This is a genomic window from Prosthecobacter sp. (genome assembly GCF_044232965.1).
In the GTDB taxonomy this organism is placed as follows: domain Bacteria; phylum Verrucomicrobiota; class Verrucomicrobiia; order Verrucomicrobiales; family Verrucomicrobiaceae; genus Prosthecobacter.
Window position 1 is genome coordinate 14635 of record NZ_JBIIKX010000004.1, and the last position, 13836, is coordinate 28470.

At 60.9% G+C, this 13836-nt stretch carries 10 protein-coding genes; 7 read left to right on the forward strand and 3 right to left on the reverse strand.

The genetic code is table 11. From position 1 onward, the window contains the following. Nucleotides 1–9: 9 nt before the first annotated feature. Nucleotides 10–1266, forward strand: a complete 1257-nt coding sequence (locus tag ACILSI_RS02755; RefSeq protein WP_395720308.1) for an MFS transporter — start codon at nucleotides 10–12, stop codon at nucleotides 1264–1266. Beyond that, a complete protein-coding gene (locus tag ACILSI_RS02760; protein WP_395720309.1) occupies nucleotides 1263–2519 on the forward strand; it encodes a hypothetical protein in 1257 nt (418 codons plus the stop codon). Before ACILSI_RS02755 ends, ACILSI_RS02760 begins: the two co-directional genes overlap by 4 nt. Nucleotide 2520: 1 nt before the next feature. On the opposite strand, the gene ACILSI_RS02765 is transcribed toward ACILSI_RS02760, so the two are convergent. Beyond that, entirely contained in the window at nucleotides 2521–3306 is a 786-nt protein-coding gene (locus ACILSI_RS02765; protein ID WP_395720310.1) for a helix-turn-helix domain-containing protein, read from the reverse strand. 71 nt (nucleotides 3307–3377) lie between these two features. Here ACILSI_RS02765 and ACILSI_RS02770 point away from each other — a divergent pair, with 71 nt between their 5' ends. From ACILSI_RS02770 to ACILSI_RS02785, 4 genes are read left to right on the forward strand one after another with little or no spacing between them, the layout of a single operon-like run. Then, the gene (locus tag ACILSI_RS02770; protein ID WP_395720311.1) at nucleotides 3378–4343 is read left to right on the forward strand and encodes a hypothetical protein; all 966 of its coding nucleotides are present in this window, start codon (nucleotides 3378–3380) and stop codon (nucleotides 4341–4343) included. Further along, complete coding sequence (locus ACILSI_RS02775; protein WP_395720312.1) at nucleotides 4340–8074, forward strand: PSD1 and planctomycete cytochrome C domain-containing protein; 3735 nt, start codon at nucleotides 4340–4342, stop codon at nucleotides 8072–8074. The genes ACILSI_RS02770 and ACILSI_RS02775 overlap by 4 nt, the downstream gene beginning before the upstream one ends. A 1-nt stretch (nucleotide 8075) precedes the next feature. Next, complete coding sequence (locus ACILSI_RS02780; protein ID WP_395720313.1) at nucleotides 8076–9467, forward strand: DUF1501 domain-containing protein; 1392 nt, start codon at nucleotides 8076–8078, stop codon at nucleotides 9465–9467. Between the two features lie 29 nt (nucleotides 9468–9496). Next, the gene (locus ACILSI_RS02785; RefSeq protein ID WP_395720314.1) at nucleotides 9497–10651 is read left to right on the forward strand and encodes a hypothetical protein; all 1155 of its coding nucleotides are present in this window, start codon (nucleotides 9497–9499) and stop codon (nucleotides 10649–10651) included. 79 nt (nucleotides 10652–10730) lie between these two features. On the opposite strand, the gene ahcY is transcribed toward ACILSI_RS02785, so the two are convergent. Further along, complete coding sequence (gene ahcY / locus ACILSI_RS02790; RefSeq protein ID WP_395720315.1) at nucleotides 10731–12134, reverse strand: adenosylhomocysteinase; 1404 nt, start codon at nucleotides 12132–12134, stop codon at nucleotides 10731–10733. Between the two features lie 139 nt (nucleotides 12135–12273). Here ahcY and ACILSI_RS02795 point away from each other — a divergent pair, with 139 nt between their 5' ends. Beyond that, nucleotides 12274–12909 carry a DUF1080 domain-containing protein gene (locus ACILSI_RS02795; protein ID WP_395720316.1) on the forward strand — a complete coding sequence of 212 codons (636 nt, stop codon included), beginning with the start codon at nucleotides 12274–12276 and terminating at the stop codon, nucleotides 12907–12909. A gap of 12 nt (nucleotides 12910–12921) precedes the next feature. Here ACILSI_RS02795 and ACILSI_RS02800 read toward each other — a convergent pair whose 3' ends face one another. Next, a complete protein-coding gene (locus ACILSI_RS02800) occupies nucleotides 12922–13704 on the reverse strand; it encodes a ThuA domain-containing protein (RefSeq protein ID WP_395720317.1) in 783 nt (260 codons plus the stop codon). Nucleotides 13705–13836: the final 132 nt, after the last annotated feature.

Sequence of the window (13836 nt, forward strand, 5' to 3'; positions counted from 1 at the left end):
GAATCCGACATGACCCCCGACGTTGATTCGAGCACGCCAAATCGGTCAGCGTCGTGGAAATGGACCATCTGCGGCCTGCTGCTGCTCGCTTCGGCGATCAACTACATGGACCGCCAGACGCTGGCGAATGCGTCCGTGCGTATCACGAAGGAGTTTCAGCTCACACAGGCGCAGTATGGCAACATCGAGGCTGTCTTCGCTTATGCCTTTGCGGCAGGCTCCATCGTGTTCGGCTGGCTGGCGGATCGTTTCTCCGTGCGCTGGTTGTATGCCGGCGTGCTGACGATGTGGTCGCTCGCCGGACTGGCGACGGGCTTCGTCCATAACGAACAAGAACTGCTGTGGTGTCGCATGGCGCTCGGGTTCTTCGAAGCCGGACACTGGCCTTGTGCCATCCGCACTACACGGGCGCTGCTGGATGCACGTGAACGTTCACTCGGCAACAGCGTGCTGCAAAGCGGCACCTCCATCGGCGCGATCATCACGCCGCTTATCATGACCGGACTCATGACGGCGGAGCTCGGCAGTTGGCGCGTCGCCTTTCAAGTCGTCGGCGCGGTCGGTTTCGCGTGGCTGGTGCTGTGGTTCGCGCTGGTGAAGAAGTCTGATCTGCCTGCACCGGTGAGATTGAGCACGAATGAGGTGGAGCCAGCCTCGGAGAGCCTGTGGAGCATCATCTTCAGCCGGCGCATGCTCGTCGTGTTCTTCGTGATCGCCTGCATCAACACGACCTGGCAGATCCTGCGCGCCTGGCTGCCGAAGATCCTTCAAGAAGGGATCGGCTACACGGAATCGCAGACGCTTTACTTCACGTCGGTCTGGTATGTGGCGACGGATGTCGGCTGTCTCGGCGCGGGCGCGCTCGCGGTGTGGCTTGGCAGGCGGAGGCTCTCGGTTCATGCCGCTCGCGTGATCGTTTTCGCCGCGTGCGGTGCGTTGTGCGCCACCTGCGCGCTCACGCCGATGCTCGACAAAGGCTGGGTCTTGCTTCTCGTGCTGCTGCTGGCCGGTGCGGGCGCGCTCGGCGTGTTTCCGCTCTACCATGCCTTCACGCAGGATCTCTCCGCGCGACATCAGGGCAAGATCACCGGCATCGCGGGTGTGGTCGCGTGGGTGTTGCCCGCGCAGGCGCAGAAGCTCTTCGGCGCGCTCGCGGATCGCACGCACTCGTTCGATCAAGGCCTCCTGCTCGCCTCCTTCTTGCCGCTCATCGCCGTTCTGCCTCTTTGGTTGTTTTGGGAAAACAAATCGGACCGCACCACATGAACACGAAGCTCATCAGCCGCCGCTCTTTTCTGCTCACCAGCGCTGCTGCGGCCGCCGCCAGCGCCGCGCCTGCTCCAGCGCGCAAAAAGATCGCGCTCATCGCCACCGTCGTCTTCGAGAAATCACACGCACAGCATTTCATCGACCGTTTCGCGCTCGGCTATGGCTGGGGTGGTGAATGGCGAAAGCCGGAGGTCGATCTCGTGTCACTTTACGTCGATCAATTCCCCGAGAAGGATCTCGCCCGTGGTCGCTCGAAGCGCTACGGCATTCCGATTCACAAAAGCATCGCCGAGGCGCTCACGCTCGGCACTGGCAAGCTCGCCGTCGATGGCGTCGTCATCATCGGCGAGCACGGCGAGTATCCCGAAAACGAAAAAGGCCAGACGCTCTACCCGCGCTACGAGTTCTTCAAAGAAGTGCTCAAAGTCTTCGAGTCCAGCGGACGCAGCGTGCCCGTCTTCAACGACAAGCATCTCTCCACCGATTGGAAGAAGTGCGTCGAGATGGTCGCCGACTCAAAGCGCCTGAACTTTCCTTTCCTCGCTGGTTCCTCGTTGCCCGTGACACGCCGCCTGCCAGCCATCGATCTTCCATTGGGCACGCCTTTGGCCGAAAGTGTCTGCGTCGGCTACGGCGGCGTCGAGAAATACGACTTCCACGGCCTCGAAACCGCCCAGTGCATGTCCGAGAGGCGCAAAGGCGGCGAAGTCGGCATCAAGAGCGTCCTCGCGCTTCGTGGTGACGCGATGTGGCAGCACGCCGCCGGCTTGAAACAAACGCAACGCCTCCTACTCGCCGCACTGAGTCGTAGCCACACGTTGCCCGTCAAAGAAGGCTATCCCACCGAAGCAATCAGCTTCGAGTGGGCGCGAAAAAACTTCCCCGACGCCTATGCTTACTTCATCGAGCACCGCGATGGCTTCCGCACCACGCTCTTCATGCTCGGCGTGCGCGACTTCAACTACGCCGGCCTCAACAGCGAAACCGGCGAAATCGCGTCCTGCCAGATGTTCCTGCCCATGCCGGCCTCCGTCGCCACCACCGCGGACTTCTTCAATCCGCTCGTGCATCACATCGAGCGCATGGTGCTTGAGAATCGAGCTGCTTATCCACCGGAGCGCACGCTGCTAACCTCCGGCATGGTCATCGCTGCCGTCGAGTCGCTTTATCAGAATGGAAAGGCCATCAAGACGCCTGAGATGGAGGTGCGCTACACCGTGCCGGGGGAATCGACCTTCTGGCGCGATTAATTCATGAGCCCACCCTCGGAATCGCCAAGGCTGGACGAGTGCGGTCCTGCTGCTGGCGTCGATAAGCCAGCGGCGTGAGTCCGGTGAAGCGCCTGAAGCGCTTCACGAAGGAGCTTGGATCGTAAAAGCCGCAGTCGATAGCGATCTCGGCCACGCTGGTGGCAGTGCGGCGCAGGGCGTCGATGGCGTGAAACATGCGCACCTGCTCCACAAAGGCATACGGCGTCATTTTCATGCGCTGCTTGAAGACGCGCATGAAGTGCGTCTCCGAGAAAGCGCAGCGCCGCGCGAGGTCGGCGATGGTGATGCGGCCGGCGTAATGATGCCGCACATGATCGATGGCCGGGAGCAGACGGTTCAGCTCGTGATCGTGGCCGGCGACGTCGTTGTATTTCTCATTGATGGTGATGAGGCCGATGACCTTGCCCTTCGGGTCATGCAGCGGATACTTGCTCGACCAGGCCCAGCTGGACGGATGATCGAAGAAGCTCGTGGCATGGATTTCCTTGATCAGCGGCTGGTTGTTCTCAAAGACGAGCAGGTCGTTCTGGCGGTAGCTTTCGGCGATGATGCGCGGGAAGAGGTCAAAGTCGGATTTTCCCACCACATCGAAATCAGGAGCCAGATGAATGGCTTCTTTTAGCGCCCGGCTCATGAAGACATAGCGGGAATCGAGATTCTTGATCATGAACATCGCACCCGGGAGCTGATCGAGCGCTTCCAGCATCTGTCGCGAATCCGCGAGGCGGGTAAAGAAATGGCGTTGGACCGGATTGAGGGCGTTCATGGCGGGATATTACCATTTTTTGATGGCAATGCCACACAGAGGCCAGGTGGCTGGTAGCGTTGGTTTACGACATGCATTTTCTCTCGCTCATCGGTGCCTCGGCACTGCTCTCGATATCCCTGGCTGCCCAGGAGACCCAGGTGATGCCCGGCTCAGTGCTGATCGCATCTGCGGATGGTCTCAGCGTGTTTGATCGCACGGGCGCGATGTCGTTTGGGCAGTTCTTTGTGTCAATGAACGAGGACAAGCCCGGCGCGGCGGTGTGGAGCGACATGATCTATGACGGCTGCAGGCTGGCATCGGGCAACTATCTCGCCTCATCACACGAGTGGGTGCGCGAGCTGACCAATAAGGGCGCAGTGGTCTGGGAGTATCGTGTGCAGAAACCCGTCGAGCTGAAAACATGCATCCCTTTGCCGAACGGCGATGTGATGACCGTCGATGCCGAGAAGATGGAGATGCTTCAACTCACGGATCAGGGGCGTCGTATTGCGAAGCGCATCCCGGTGCCGACGGACGTGAAAGCCTCGCCGCACAATCGCTACAATCTGCTGCGTCGCACGGAGGCGGGCACTTTCCTGCTCGCTCTGCGGGCGGAGAAGGCTTTCATCGAGATCAACGAGTCGGGCAAAGAGCTCTGGCGGCATCCGGTGCCGGACTTGCCCGTGGTGGCGGAGCGTCTTGCGAATGGAAACACGCTCATGTCCTGGCGCGGGGGCCTTCTGGAGGTGAATCCCGATCACGAGCTTGTCTGGGAGCTCAAGGCCGCGGACATCGAGGACTTCAAGGTCCTGATCTTCGGCGGTTTTCATCGCTTCGAGAATGGCAACACGCTCATCGCGAACTCTGACTGGCATTATCACGATGCGAAGGAGGCGGCGGTGCAGCTCTTCGAGGTCACCCGCGACAAGAAAGTCGTTTGGAAACTCGGCGTCGAAGCCTTTGCTGGCAGGAAGCCCGGCTCTCTGGAGCCCAAGACTGGCAATATCGAACACCGCATCATCGGCATCCAATGGCTGGGGGAGGATCGGAAATGAAGCGTGGGATCGTCCTCGGCTGTTTTCTCGTCGTCCGTTTCGCCAGCGGTGCTGATCTGTTTTCATCAAAGATCGAGCCGCTCCTCAAGCATCGTTGCTACGAGTGCCACTCGCATGAGAAGAGGATCAAAGGCGGACTCGCTCTCGATTCGAAGAGCGGCTGGGAAAAGGGTGGGGACAGCGGGCCGGCGATCGTGCCAGGCAAGCTGGAGGCGAGTTTGCTGATCCAGGCGGTGAGTCATGTGGAGAAGGACCTCAAGATGCCGCCGATGACCATGCTGCCCGCGGCGGAGATAGAATGGCTCAAGGAATGGGTGCGTCAGGGGGCACCTGATCCACGCACCGCGGCTCAATCGACCGCGCTCAACGCGAATGATGCCTGGGAGGTCGAGTTTCAGAAGCGTCTTGACTGGTGGAGCCTCAAACCCATGCGTCCCGCCACCACCGGCAGCGTGGACGGCTTCATCCAAGCCGCTCAAAAGACCGCCGGGCTCGAAATGACTCCGCAGGCCTCGCCGGAGGTGCTGCGTCGTCGTTTGAGCTTTGTGCTCACTGGCTTGCCGCCGTCCGACTCGTCGGACATGTCCGACCTGTCTGACTACGTCGATCATCTTCTCGCATCACCCCACTTCGGCGAACACTTCGCGCGCCACTGGATGGATGTCGTGCGCTACACGGACACCTACGGCTACGAATGGGACAATCCCGCCAAAGGCTCCCACGAATACCGCGACTACCTCATCCGCGCCTTCAACGAGGACATCGGCTTTGATCAATTGCTCCGCGAGCACCTCGCGGGCGATCTGCTGCCGAAGCCGCGCATTCACGCGAAGGCACAGACCAACGAAAGCCTCATCGGGCCGATGTTTTATCACCTCGGCGAGCATCGGCACGGCAGCAGCCTCATGTTCAACGGCATCCATCAGGAGATGGTGAACAACAAGATCGACGCCTTCTCGAAGGCTTTCCTCGCCACCACCGTCGCCTGTGCGCGTTGCCATGATCACAAGCTCGAAGCCGTCTCGCAGCGCGACTACTACGCGCTCGCCGCCATGTTCACCACGCCGCGTTGGACCTCGCGTGTCATTGATGCGCCGGGCAAGAACGACGCCGCCATCGCGAAGCTCAAACAACTGCGCCAAAGCATCCGCGATGAACTCGCCGCGCTCTGGACAAGGCAGGGCGCTTTTCAAGCACCCACACTCAAAGCATGGGCGGTCAAAAACCGCCCCTCCTTGGAAAACGCAAAGCCGGAGGACATCGCGTATCCGCTCGCACGCCTGCTGAATGACACACTGTGGCTCACGCCGCAAAATCTCCGCGCCACGGCGAAGCAGACGACCTTCATCATCGACAAGGATCACTCCATTCTCGCCACGGGCACCGCGCCGGACAAAGACAGCTACACGGTGAACTTCACCACCGAGCCCGGCGCGGTGAGCGAAATGCAGCTCGAAGCACTCACGCATCCCACCTTGCCCGAGCGCGGCCCTGGCCGCACGAATCGCGGCAACTTCGTGCTCAATGACCTCCGCATCGAGGTGAAGCCTCGCATGGCCGATGGCAGCACGGGCGCGGCGAAGCAGCTCAAGCTCGCGACCGCACGCGCCAGCTATGCGCAGCCCGGTTACGAAGTGGAAGGCCTGCTGAAGCCTGCTGCGGGCCGCCGTGGCTGGGCGGTCGGCCTCGCGCCGCAGAGCATGGATCACATCGCACGATTCACCTTCACCGAGAGCGTCGATCTGCCGCATGGTGGCGACTGGACGATCAGGCTGGACCACTCGTATGGCACCGATCATCTGCTGGGCCGCTTTCGCATTTCGATGGGCCGCGAAGTGGCCTCGACCAACGATGCGGCTCAAACCGCTCGCTGGCAGGGACTGGCCGCCGAATGGCAAAAAGCCCGCGAAACGGCGAAAACAAGGAACGGCGCTTTTCAAGCGCCCTGGGCGGTTACAAACCGCCCTTCCTTGGGTTGGGTCTTTGAGGGCGAAGGCTTCATCCATGGCCAAACCGACGACGGAACGCCTCTCATCGCCCTCGAAGGCGAAAACGTCCTCGCAGGCTTGTTGCCGCGTGGATGGCATTCGCACGCGTTGAGTTCGAAACTGCCCGTAAGCCTGCGCATGCCGCCGCAGCATCTCGTTCCAGGCAAGTTCGTGAGCCTCAACCTCGCTGGAGGCGAGTTCGCCGGGCATCTCGTCGTCGATGATCACGCCTTCCAAAACGAAACCATCGCGTTCTACACGAACCCCAAGCCGCAGTGGCGATCCTTCACCGACGCCGAGCTGAAAAATGGAGCGCAGCAGGTCACCATCGAGTTTTGCACCTCGTCGCTGAATCCGAACTTCCCACCACGCACCGGTTTGGCCAAGGGCCTCAAGAACAATGACTTCGGCTATGACAAACGCAGTTGGCTCAGCATCACCGGCATCGTCACGCATGACGCCGCTGGCACGCCGCAGGATGAACTCGATGCCTTCGCCAATTTGTATCCGGACAAGGCCGCCACGCCTTGGGAAAGCATCGCCGCGTGGTTCAATGCCGCCGTGAGCCGCTGGTGCGAAAACAAACCGCGCCCAGGCGACCGCGAGGTGCTCGATTGGCTGCTCGCGAACGCTTTGCTGCCCAACAAAGCTGAATCCAGCACTATGCTCGCTCAGCTCATCGCCGACTATCGCCGCATCGAGTCCAGCATCGCCTTCCCACGCACGGTGAACAGCATGGACGAGCGCGATGTGATGCCCGTGAAGTATCCGCTCAACGTTCGCGGCAACGTGGACACCACTGGCGAACTCATTGAGCCCGCCTCGCTGAAAATGCTGCATGGCGAAGGCATCACCAACCGTCTCGCCCTCGCCGAATCGCTGCTGCATCCCGAGCATCCGCTCACCGCCCGCGTCTATGTGAACCGCGTCTGGCAGTGGATCTTCGGCACCGGCCTCGTCGCCACACCCGATGACTTTGGCCGCCTCGGCGACAAACCCTCGCACCCCGAACTGCTCGACTGGCTCGCCCGCGAGTTCGTCCGCGAAGGCTGGTCCACCAAGCAACTCGTGCGCAAACTCGTGCTCAGCCAAACCTTCCGCCAAGGATCCGGGAACAGCCCAAGGAAGGGCGCTTTTCAAGCGCCCACGGCGGTTACAAACCGTCGCTCCTCTGATGTCGATCCCAACAACCGCCTGCTCACCTTCTACCCCACGCGTCGCCTCGAAGCCGAGTCCATCCGCGATTCCCTGCTCGCCGTGTCCGGCCAACTCGATCCCCAACTCTACGGCCGCCCCATCATGCCTCTCCGTCCCGTCGAGGACGGCGCCAAGCGCCTCTTCACCGGCCCCCTCGACGGCCACGGTCGTCGCTCCATCTACCTGCAAATGTCCATCATGGACCCACCGAAATTTTTGACCGGCTTCAACCTCCCCGACCTCAAACTCTCTACCGGCAAACGCGACGTCACCAACGTCCCCACCCAAGCCCTCATTCTGCTCAACGATCCATTCGTGAACGCGATGGCCAAGGCATGGGCGGAGAAGTTGGTGAAGGAGAAGTCCGTGAATGTCGAAGAACGTCTCCGACTCATGTTCACCCGCGCTTTCGCCCGCCAACCGAACGATGCAGAAGCAAAGCGCTGGTTAGCCGCACTCGACGACTTCGGCGGTGACGCACCCGAAGCCTGGGAACGTCTCGCCCACGCGTTTTTCAATGCCAAGGAGTTCATCTACTATCACTGACATGAACACTCACGACCACCGCCATTGCTCACGCCGCCAAGTTTTGGCCTCCGCTTCCGCAGGCTTCGGCATGCTCGCCCTCCGCGCTATGGCCGGGATGCCGCTGCACAACCGCGCACGAGCCAAGAACATCATTTTCTGCTTCATGGACGGCGGGCCGAGCCATGTGGACACCTTTGACCCGAAGCCGATGCTCAAAAAGCACGAGGGCAAACCCATCGGCGAGAGCGCGGTGACCAAGCGCTCGCAATCGAACGCAGGTCGCGTGTGGTTCGGCAGTCCGTGGGAGTTCCGGCAGCGTGGACAAAGCGGCCTGTGGGTCAGCGATCTGCTCCCGCACATCGCGCAAGTGGCGGACAAGCTCTGCGTGGTGCGCTCGATGGTCGGCGAGCTGCCGCTGCACGGTCAGCAGAATCTTTTGCTGCATACTGGGCGCATCCTCGGCCAGGCACCGAGCTTTGGCGCGTGGGTGTCGTATGGACTCGGCACCGAGAACGCGAACCTGCCCGGCTACGTCGTGCTCAACAACGATTGGGTGCCCAATGGCGGCCTCGAAAACTTTGGCAGCTCGTTTTTGCCCGCCAGTCATCAGGCCACGATGGTGCGAGCCAAAGGCGTGCCCGTGGATAACATCGCGCCACAGGACGCCGCGCCCATCCAGCGCCGCAAACTCACGCTGCTGGCCGAGCAGGACGCCGAGTTTGCCGCCATCACCTCCGACGCACGAGCCATCGAAGGGGCCATCGCGAACTACGAGACCGCCTTCCGCATGCAAAGCGCCGTTCCGGCCATCGCTGACATCGCCAACGAACCCGCGCACATCCGCCAGCTTTACGGCGTCGATTCCACCGACGAGCACCAGCGCTTCTACGCCACACAGGCCCTCCGAGCACGCCGATTGGTCGAAGCCGGCGTGCGCTTCGTCGAGATCACCTGCCCCAGCTTTGACGGCAACAACTCGCCCTGGGACCAGCACGGCCTCCTGAAGCAAAACCACGAGAAAAACGCCCGCATCACCGATCAAAGCGTCGCCGCGCTCATCACCGATCTCGATCAGCGCGGCCTGCTCGATGAAACCATCGTCCTCTGGGCCGGCGAGATGGGCCGCACACCGCACACCCCCAAAATCAGCGCCACTGCGGGCCGCGATCACCACGTGAACGGCTACAGCCTCTTCATGGCCGGCGGCGGCTTCAAAGGCGGCATGACCTTTGGCGAGACCGATGACTTCGGCAACGCGGCGGCCAGTGATCCGCTCAACATCCACGATGTCCATGCCACGCTACTGCACCAGATGGGCATCGACCACGAACGGCTGGTCTTTCGCCACGGTGGCCGCGACCAGCGGCTCACCGATGTGCATGGGCGAGTGGTGACCGAGTTGCTTGCATAGTCTTGCGGCAAATTGGCGTTTATGCCGCCATGAAGCTTGTTATCACGCTTGTATGCCTGCTGGCAGTTCGTTGTTTCGCCGACGATCCCGTCGCGGCATGGTCCAAGGATGTGCGCATCAAGCCCGTGTCATCGGTGGAGGGCAGGCATTCGATTCACACGTATTATGTGACGAATCCCGAAAGCCCCGATGGCAAACATGTGCTGTTTTTCACCTCCACTCATCCCGCAGGCTATGTGGGCGAGGTTCGCATCCTGGGGCGGACCACAGGGAAGGAGACCGTGCTGGCGGAGAATGTGCATACCGAGGACGCTCATCGTGCGGCGTGCCAGCAATGGCTTTCCGGCGGTAAACGCGTGGCGTTTCATGAGGTGATCGACAAAAAGTGGCGCGTGGTCGTGGTGGATGTCGAGACGCTGACGAAGACGATCGTGGCCGAAGATCATCAGGTTGGCTTTGGCAGGCCGGAGGGCGATTTGCTGCCGATGTATGGCTGTCATTGGAATCCAGGGCCGTATCGCGATCTCGAAGTGTGGGACGCGACGACGGGCCAAACGACCACGCGGGCCAAAATCAGCGAGGTGGAGGCGAAATACGGCGAATGGCTGACGAAGGAGTTCGCAGGCAAGCCGTGCTCGATCTTCTTTCCGGTGATCAGCCCGGACTTGAAGCGTGTGTTCTTCAAAATCGCCGCAGGCAACGGCGGGGACGATTTCATGGCGAAAAACGCCAGTCACCGGCAGGGACTTGTTTGTTACGACTTCGAGAAAGGCGCGTGCATCTGGCAGCACGGCAAGTGGGGGCATCCAGGATGGACGCCGGACTCGCAGCATATCTTTGAGATGGGGAACGTGAACTTCGACATTCTCACCGGCAAATACACGAAGCTCAAAGACGTGCCGAATCTGCGCGGATCGCATCCCTCCGTGAGTCCCGACGGCAAACTCATGGTAACCGACGGCCTGACCGAGCCGGTGGGCGGCAAACCGAACGAGTGGGGCATCCTGGTGGCCGACATGATCGGCGGAAAGTGGACGCTGCTCCATAGCTTTGAGCAAAATCGCGGCGCACGCTCCTGGCGGCGCAATGATCCGCATCCTGTCTACAGCGCGGATGGGAAGCGCATCTATTACAACACCAGCGATGGCCAGTTCACGCGACTGATGGTGGCGGAGCGGCCGTAAGTGGGTTGCGTGGAAAAAAAAGAGCGGCCATTGCTGGCCGCCCTCGTGGTCTTGGGGGTTGTGAGTGGTTCTGCCGCGATTAGTAGCGGTAGTGATCCGTCTTGTAGGGGCCTTCGACGGGGACGCCGATGTAGTCGGCTTGGTCCTTGGAGAGGACAGTGAGCTTCACACCGATCTTGGCAAGGTGCAGACGGGCGACTTCTTCGTCGAGCTTCTTGGGCAGGACGGTGACGCCGACAGGGCGGGTGTCCTTGGTTTCCCAAAGTTCGATCTGAGCGAGCGTCTGGTTGGTGAAGCTGTTGCTCATCACGAAGCTCGGGTGGCCAGTGGCGCAGCCGAGGTTCACAAGACGGCCTTCCGCCAGCATGAAGATGCTGTTGCCAGCCGGGAAGGTGTACTTGTCCACCTGGGGCTTGATGTTGAGGCGCTTGACGTCGGAACGGGCGTTGAGCTTGTCGACCTGGATCTCGTTGTCGAAGTGGCCGATGTTACAAACGATGGCCTGGTCCTTCATCTTCTCCATGTGTTCAAGGGTGATGATGTCCTTGTTGCCGGTGGTGGTGACATAGATGTCGCCGTAGCCGAGGGTGTCTTCGATCGGCATGACGCGATGACCTTCCATGGCGGCCTGAAGGGCGCACACAGGGTCGATTTCGGTGACGATGACCTGAGCGCCCATGCCGCGAAGGGCAGCAGCGCAGCCTTTGCCCACGTCGCCGTAGCCGCAGACGACGCCGACTTTGCCGGCGATCATAACGTCGGTGGCACGCTTGATGCCGTCGAGAAGGGATTCGCGGCAGCCGTAGAGGTTGTCGAACTTGGACTTGGTGACGCTGTCGTTCACGTTGATGGCTGGGAAGAGCAGCTTACCTGCCTTGGCCATTTCATAGAGACGATGCACGCCGGTGGTGGTCTCTTCGGAGACGCCCTTCAGATCTTTGACGATCGTGTGGAAGATGCCGGGCTGGTTCCTGGCGATGTCCTTGAGGAGGTCCTTGATGACCTTCACTTCGTGGTTGTCAGAAGGAGTGTCGACCCACTTGTCGCCGTTTTCCATTTCATAGCCCTTGTGGATGAGGAGGGTGACGTCGCCACCGTCGTCGACGATGAGCTGAGGGCCTTTGTCTCCTGGGAAGATGATGGCCTTCCAGGTGCACCACCAGTATTCTTCGAGGGTCTCACCCTTCCAGGCGAAGACGGGCGTGCCGGAAGCGGCGATGGCGGAGGCAGCGTGGTCCTGAGTGGAGAAGATGTTGCAGGAGGCCCAGCGGACATCGGCACCGAGTTCCTTGAGCGTCTCGATGAGCACGCCGGTCTGGATGGTCATGTGCAGGGAGCCGGTGATGCGGACGCCAGCGAGGGGCTTTTTCGGGCCGTACTTCTCACGGGTGGCGATGAGGCCGGGCATTTCGCTCTCGGCGATGTCGAGTTCTTTGCGGCCGAAGTCGGCGAGGGCGATGTCTTTTACTTTATAGTCGGACATGAGGTGTCGTGTGGGTTCAGGTTTGGGGTGAAATGGAACAAATCAACGTATCAGGATGCGTTGATATGTTCCAAAGACTCCCCTCGGTGTCAAACGGGGATTTATCTCGGTCACAGAGTCCGTTTGAGCCTGACCCACCATGAAACTCGCCTGCGTCCTCTCGTTCCTCCTCGCTCTGTCCCTCCACGCCGAAGATTTCCACCCCGCCACCGATGCCACCGGCTTCGTGCCCCTTTTCAACGGCAAAGACCTCACCGGCTGGAAAACGACCGGAAACTGGCTGGTCGAGCCGGATGGCAGCATCTCGCTGCATCCGCGCGAGGGCGAGAAGGGCTGGCAGCGCTACGACGCCTACCTTTCCACCGAGAAGCAGTACGCCGACTTCACGCTCGACCTCGAATTCAAGATCAACGCCAAGGGCAACAGCGGCGTGTTCATGCGCGTCGGCGACTTGAAGGATCATGTCAAAAGCGGTTTCGAAGTGCAGATCCTCGACACCTACGGCCTCGAAAAGCCCGGCCACCACGACTGCGGCGGCATTGTGAAGGGCATCGGCCCTTCGAAGAACATGGTCAAACCGGCTGGCGAGTGGAATCGCTACACCATCACCGTCAAAGGCCGCAGCGTGAAGGTCGTTTTCAATGGCGAACAGGTCATCGACGCCATTCTCGATGACATCCAAATGTCCGACCGCCCCAACCTCGGCCACATCGCCTTCCAAGACGAGGCGCTGCGCGTCTGGTATCGCAATGTCCGGATCAAGGAGCTGAAATAGGCCGGGCCAGCTTCACGACGAGAGCCTGCCACCCTCCACATGCACCGTTCCGCCGCGCACCTGGATGGCTTCGCGAGCCTGCTCCACAGGCACATGACGCGGCGTGCCCGCCGGTGAACCCTGCGGCCGCGCCCAGCGGATGCCGTTCGCGATCACACGCTGCACATCGGGATGGTGATAAATGGGATACACCTCATGCCCGGGGCTGAAGTAAAAGATGCGACCGCTGCCGCGTGTCCACGTCGCTCCGCTGCGGAAGACCTCGCCGCCTTGGAACCACGACACAAAGATCAGCTCGTCCGGCGTCGGGATGCCGAAGGGCTCGCCATACATTTCTGATTGCTCGATCTCGATGCAGTCGCCTAGCCCCGCTGCGATGGGATGACCCGGATTCACCACCCACACGCGTTCGCGCTCGCCCGCCTCACGCCAGCACAGCGCACAGCTCGTGCCCATGAGCCGTTTGAAGAGCTTCGACCAGTGCCCGGAGTGCAAAACGATCAACCCCATGCCCGCGAGCACCCGCTGCTGCACCCGCGTCACCGTTTCATCGAGCACCTGATCATGCGCCGCATGCCCCCACCACAGCAAAACGTCCGTTTCATCGAGAATTGCCTGCGAAACGCCCTGCTCCGGCTCATCGAGGGTCGCCGTGCGAATGATGAAGTCGTCGTGCTGGCCCAAAACCTCCGCCAGCAGCCCATGAATGCCCTTCGGGTAAATCGCCGCCACCGCCGCATCCCGGCGCTCGTGCACAAATTCGTTCCAGATGGTGACGCGGATGGGTGTGGGCATGATTTGCATTCAAACGCATGCGATGAAGCGATCAAACGGGCATTTGCTGTTCCGTCCTCGCGCGCCGCCGATCTGCCTCACGAGCCGGAGGCTCGAAAGAAATTAGCCGGTGGTGCAACCACCGGAACCCGG

Coding starts and splice junctions, on each gene's coding strand:
- ACILSI_RS02755 (WP_395720308.1), top strand. CDS start 10: ATGACCCCCGACGTTGATTCGAGCACGCCAAATCGGTCAGCGTCGTGG.
- ACILSI_RS02760 (WP_395720309.1), top strand. CDS start 1,263: ATGAACACGAAGCTCATCAGCCGCCGCTCTTTTCTGCTCACCAGCGCT.
- ACILSI_RS02765 (WP_395720310.1), bottom strand. CDS start 3,306: ATGAACGCCCTCAATCCGGTCCAACGCCATTTCTTTACCCGCCTCGCG.
- ACILSI_RS02770 (WP_395720311.1), top strand. CDS start 3,378: ATGCATTTTCTCTCGCTCATCGGTGCCTCGGCACTGCTCTCGATATCC.
- ACILSI_RS02775 (WP_395720312.1), top strand. CDS start 4,340: ATGAAGCGTGGGATCGTCCTCGGCTGTTTTCTCGTCGTCCGTTTCGCC.
- ACILSI_RS02780 (WP_395720313.1), top strand. CDS start 8,076: ATGAACACTCACGACCACCGCCATTGCTCACGCCGCCAAGTTTTGGCC.
- ACILSI_RS02785 (WP_395720314.1), top strand. CDS start 9,497: ATGAAGCTTGTTATCACGCTTGTATGCCTGCTGGCAGTTCGTTGTTTC.
- ahcY (WP_395720315.1), bottom strand. CDS start 12,134: ATGTCCGACTATAAAGTAAAAGACATCGCCCTCGCCGACTTCGGCCGC.
- ACILSI_RS02795 (WP_395720316.1), top strand. CDS start 12,274: ATGAAACTCGCCTGCGTCCTCTCGTTCCTCCTCGCTCTGTCCCTCCAC.
- ACILSI_RS02800 (WP_395720317.1), bottom strand. CDS start 13,704: ATGCCCACACCCATCCGCGTCACCATCTGGAACGAATTTGTGCACGAG.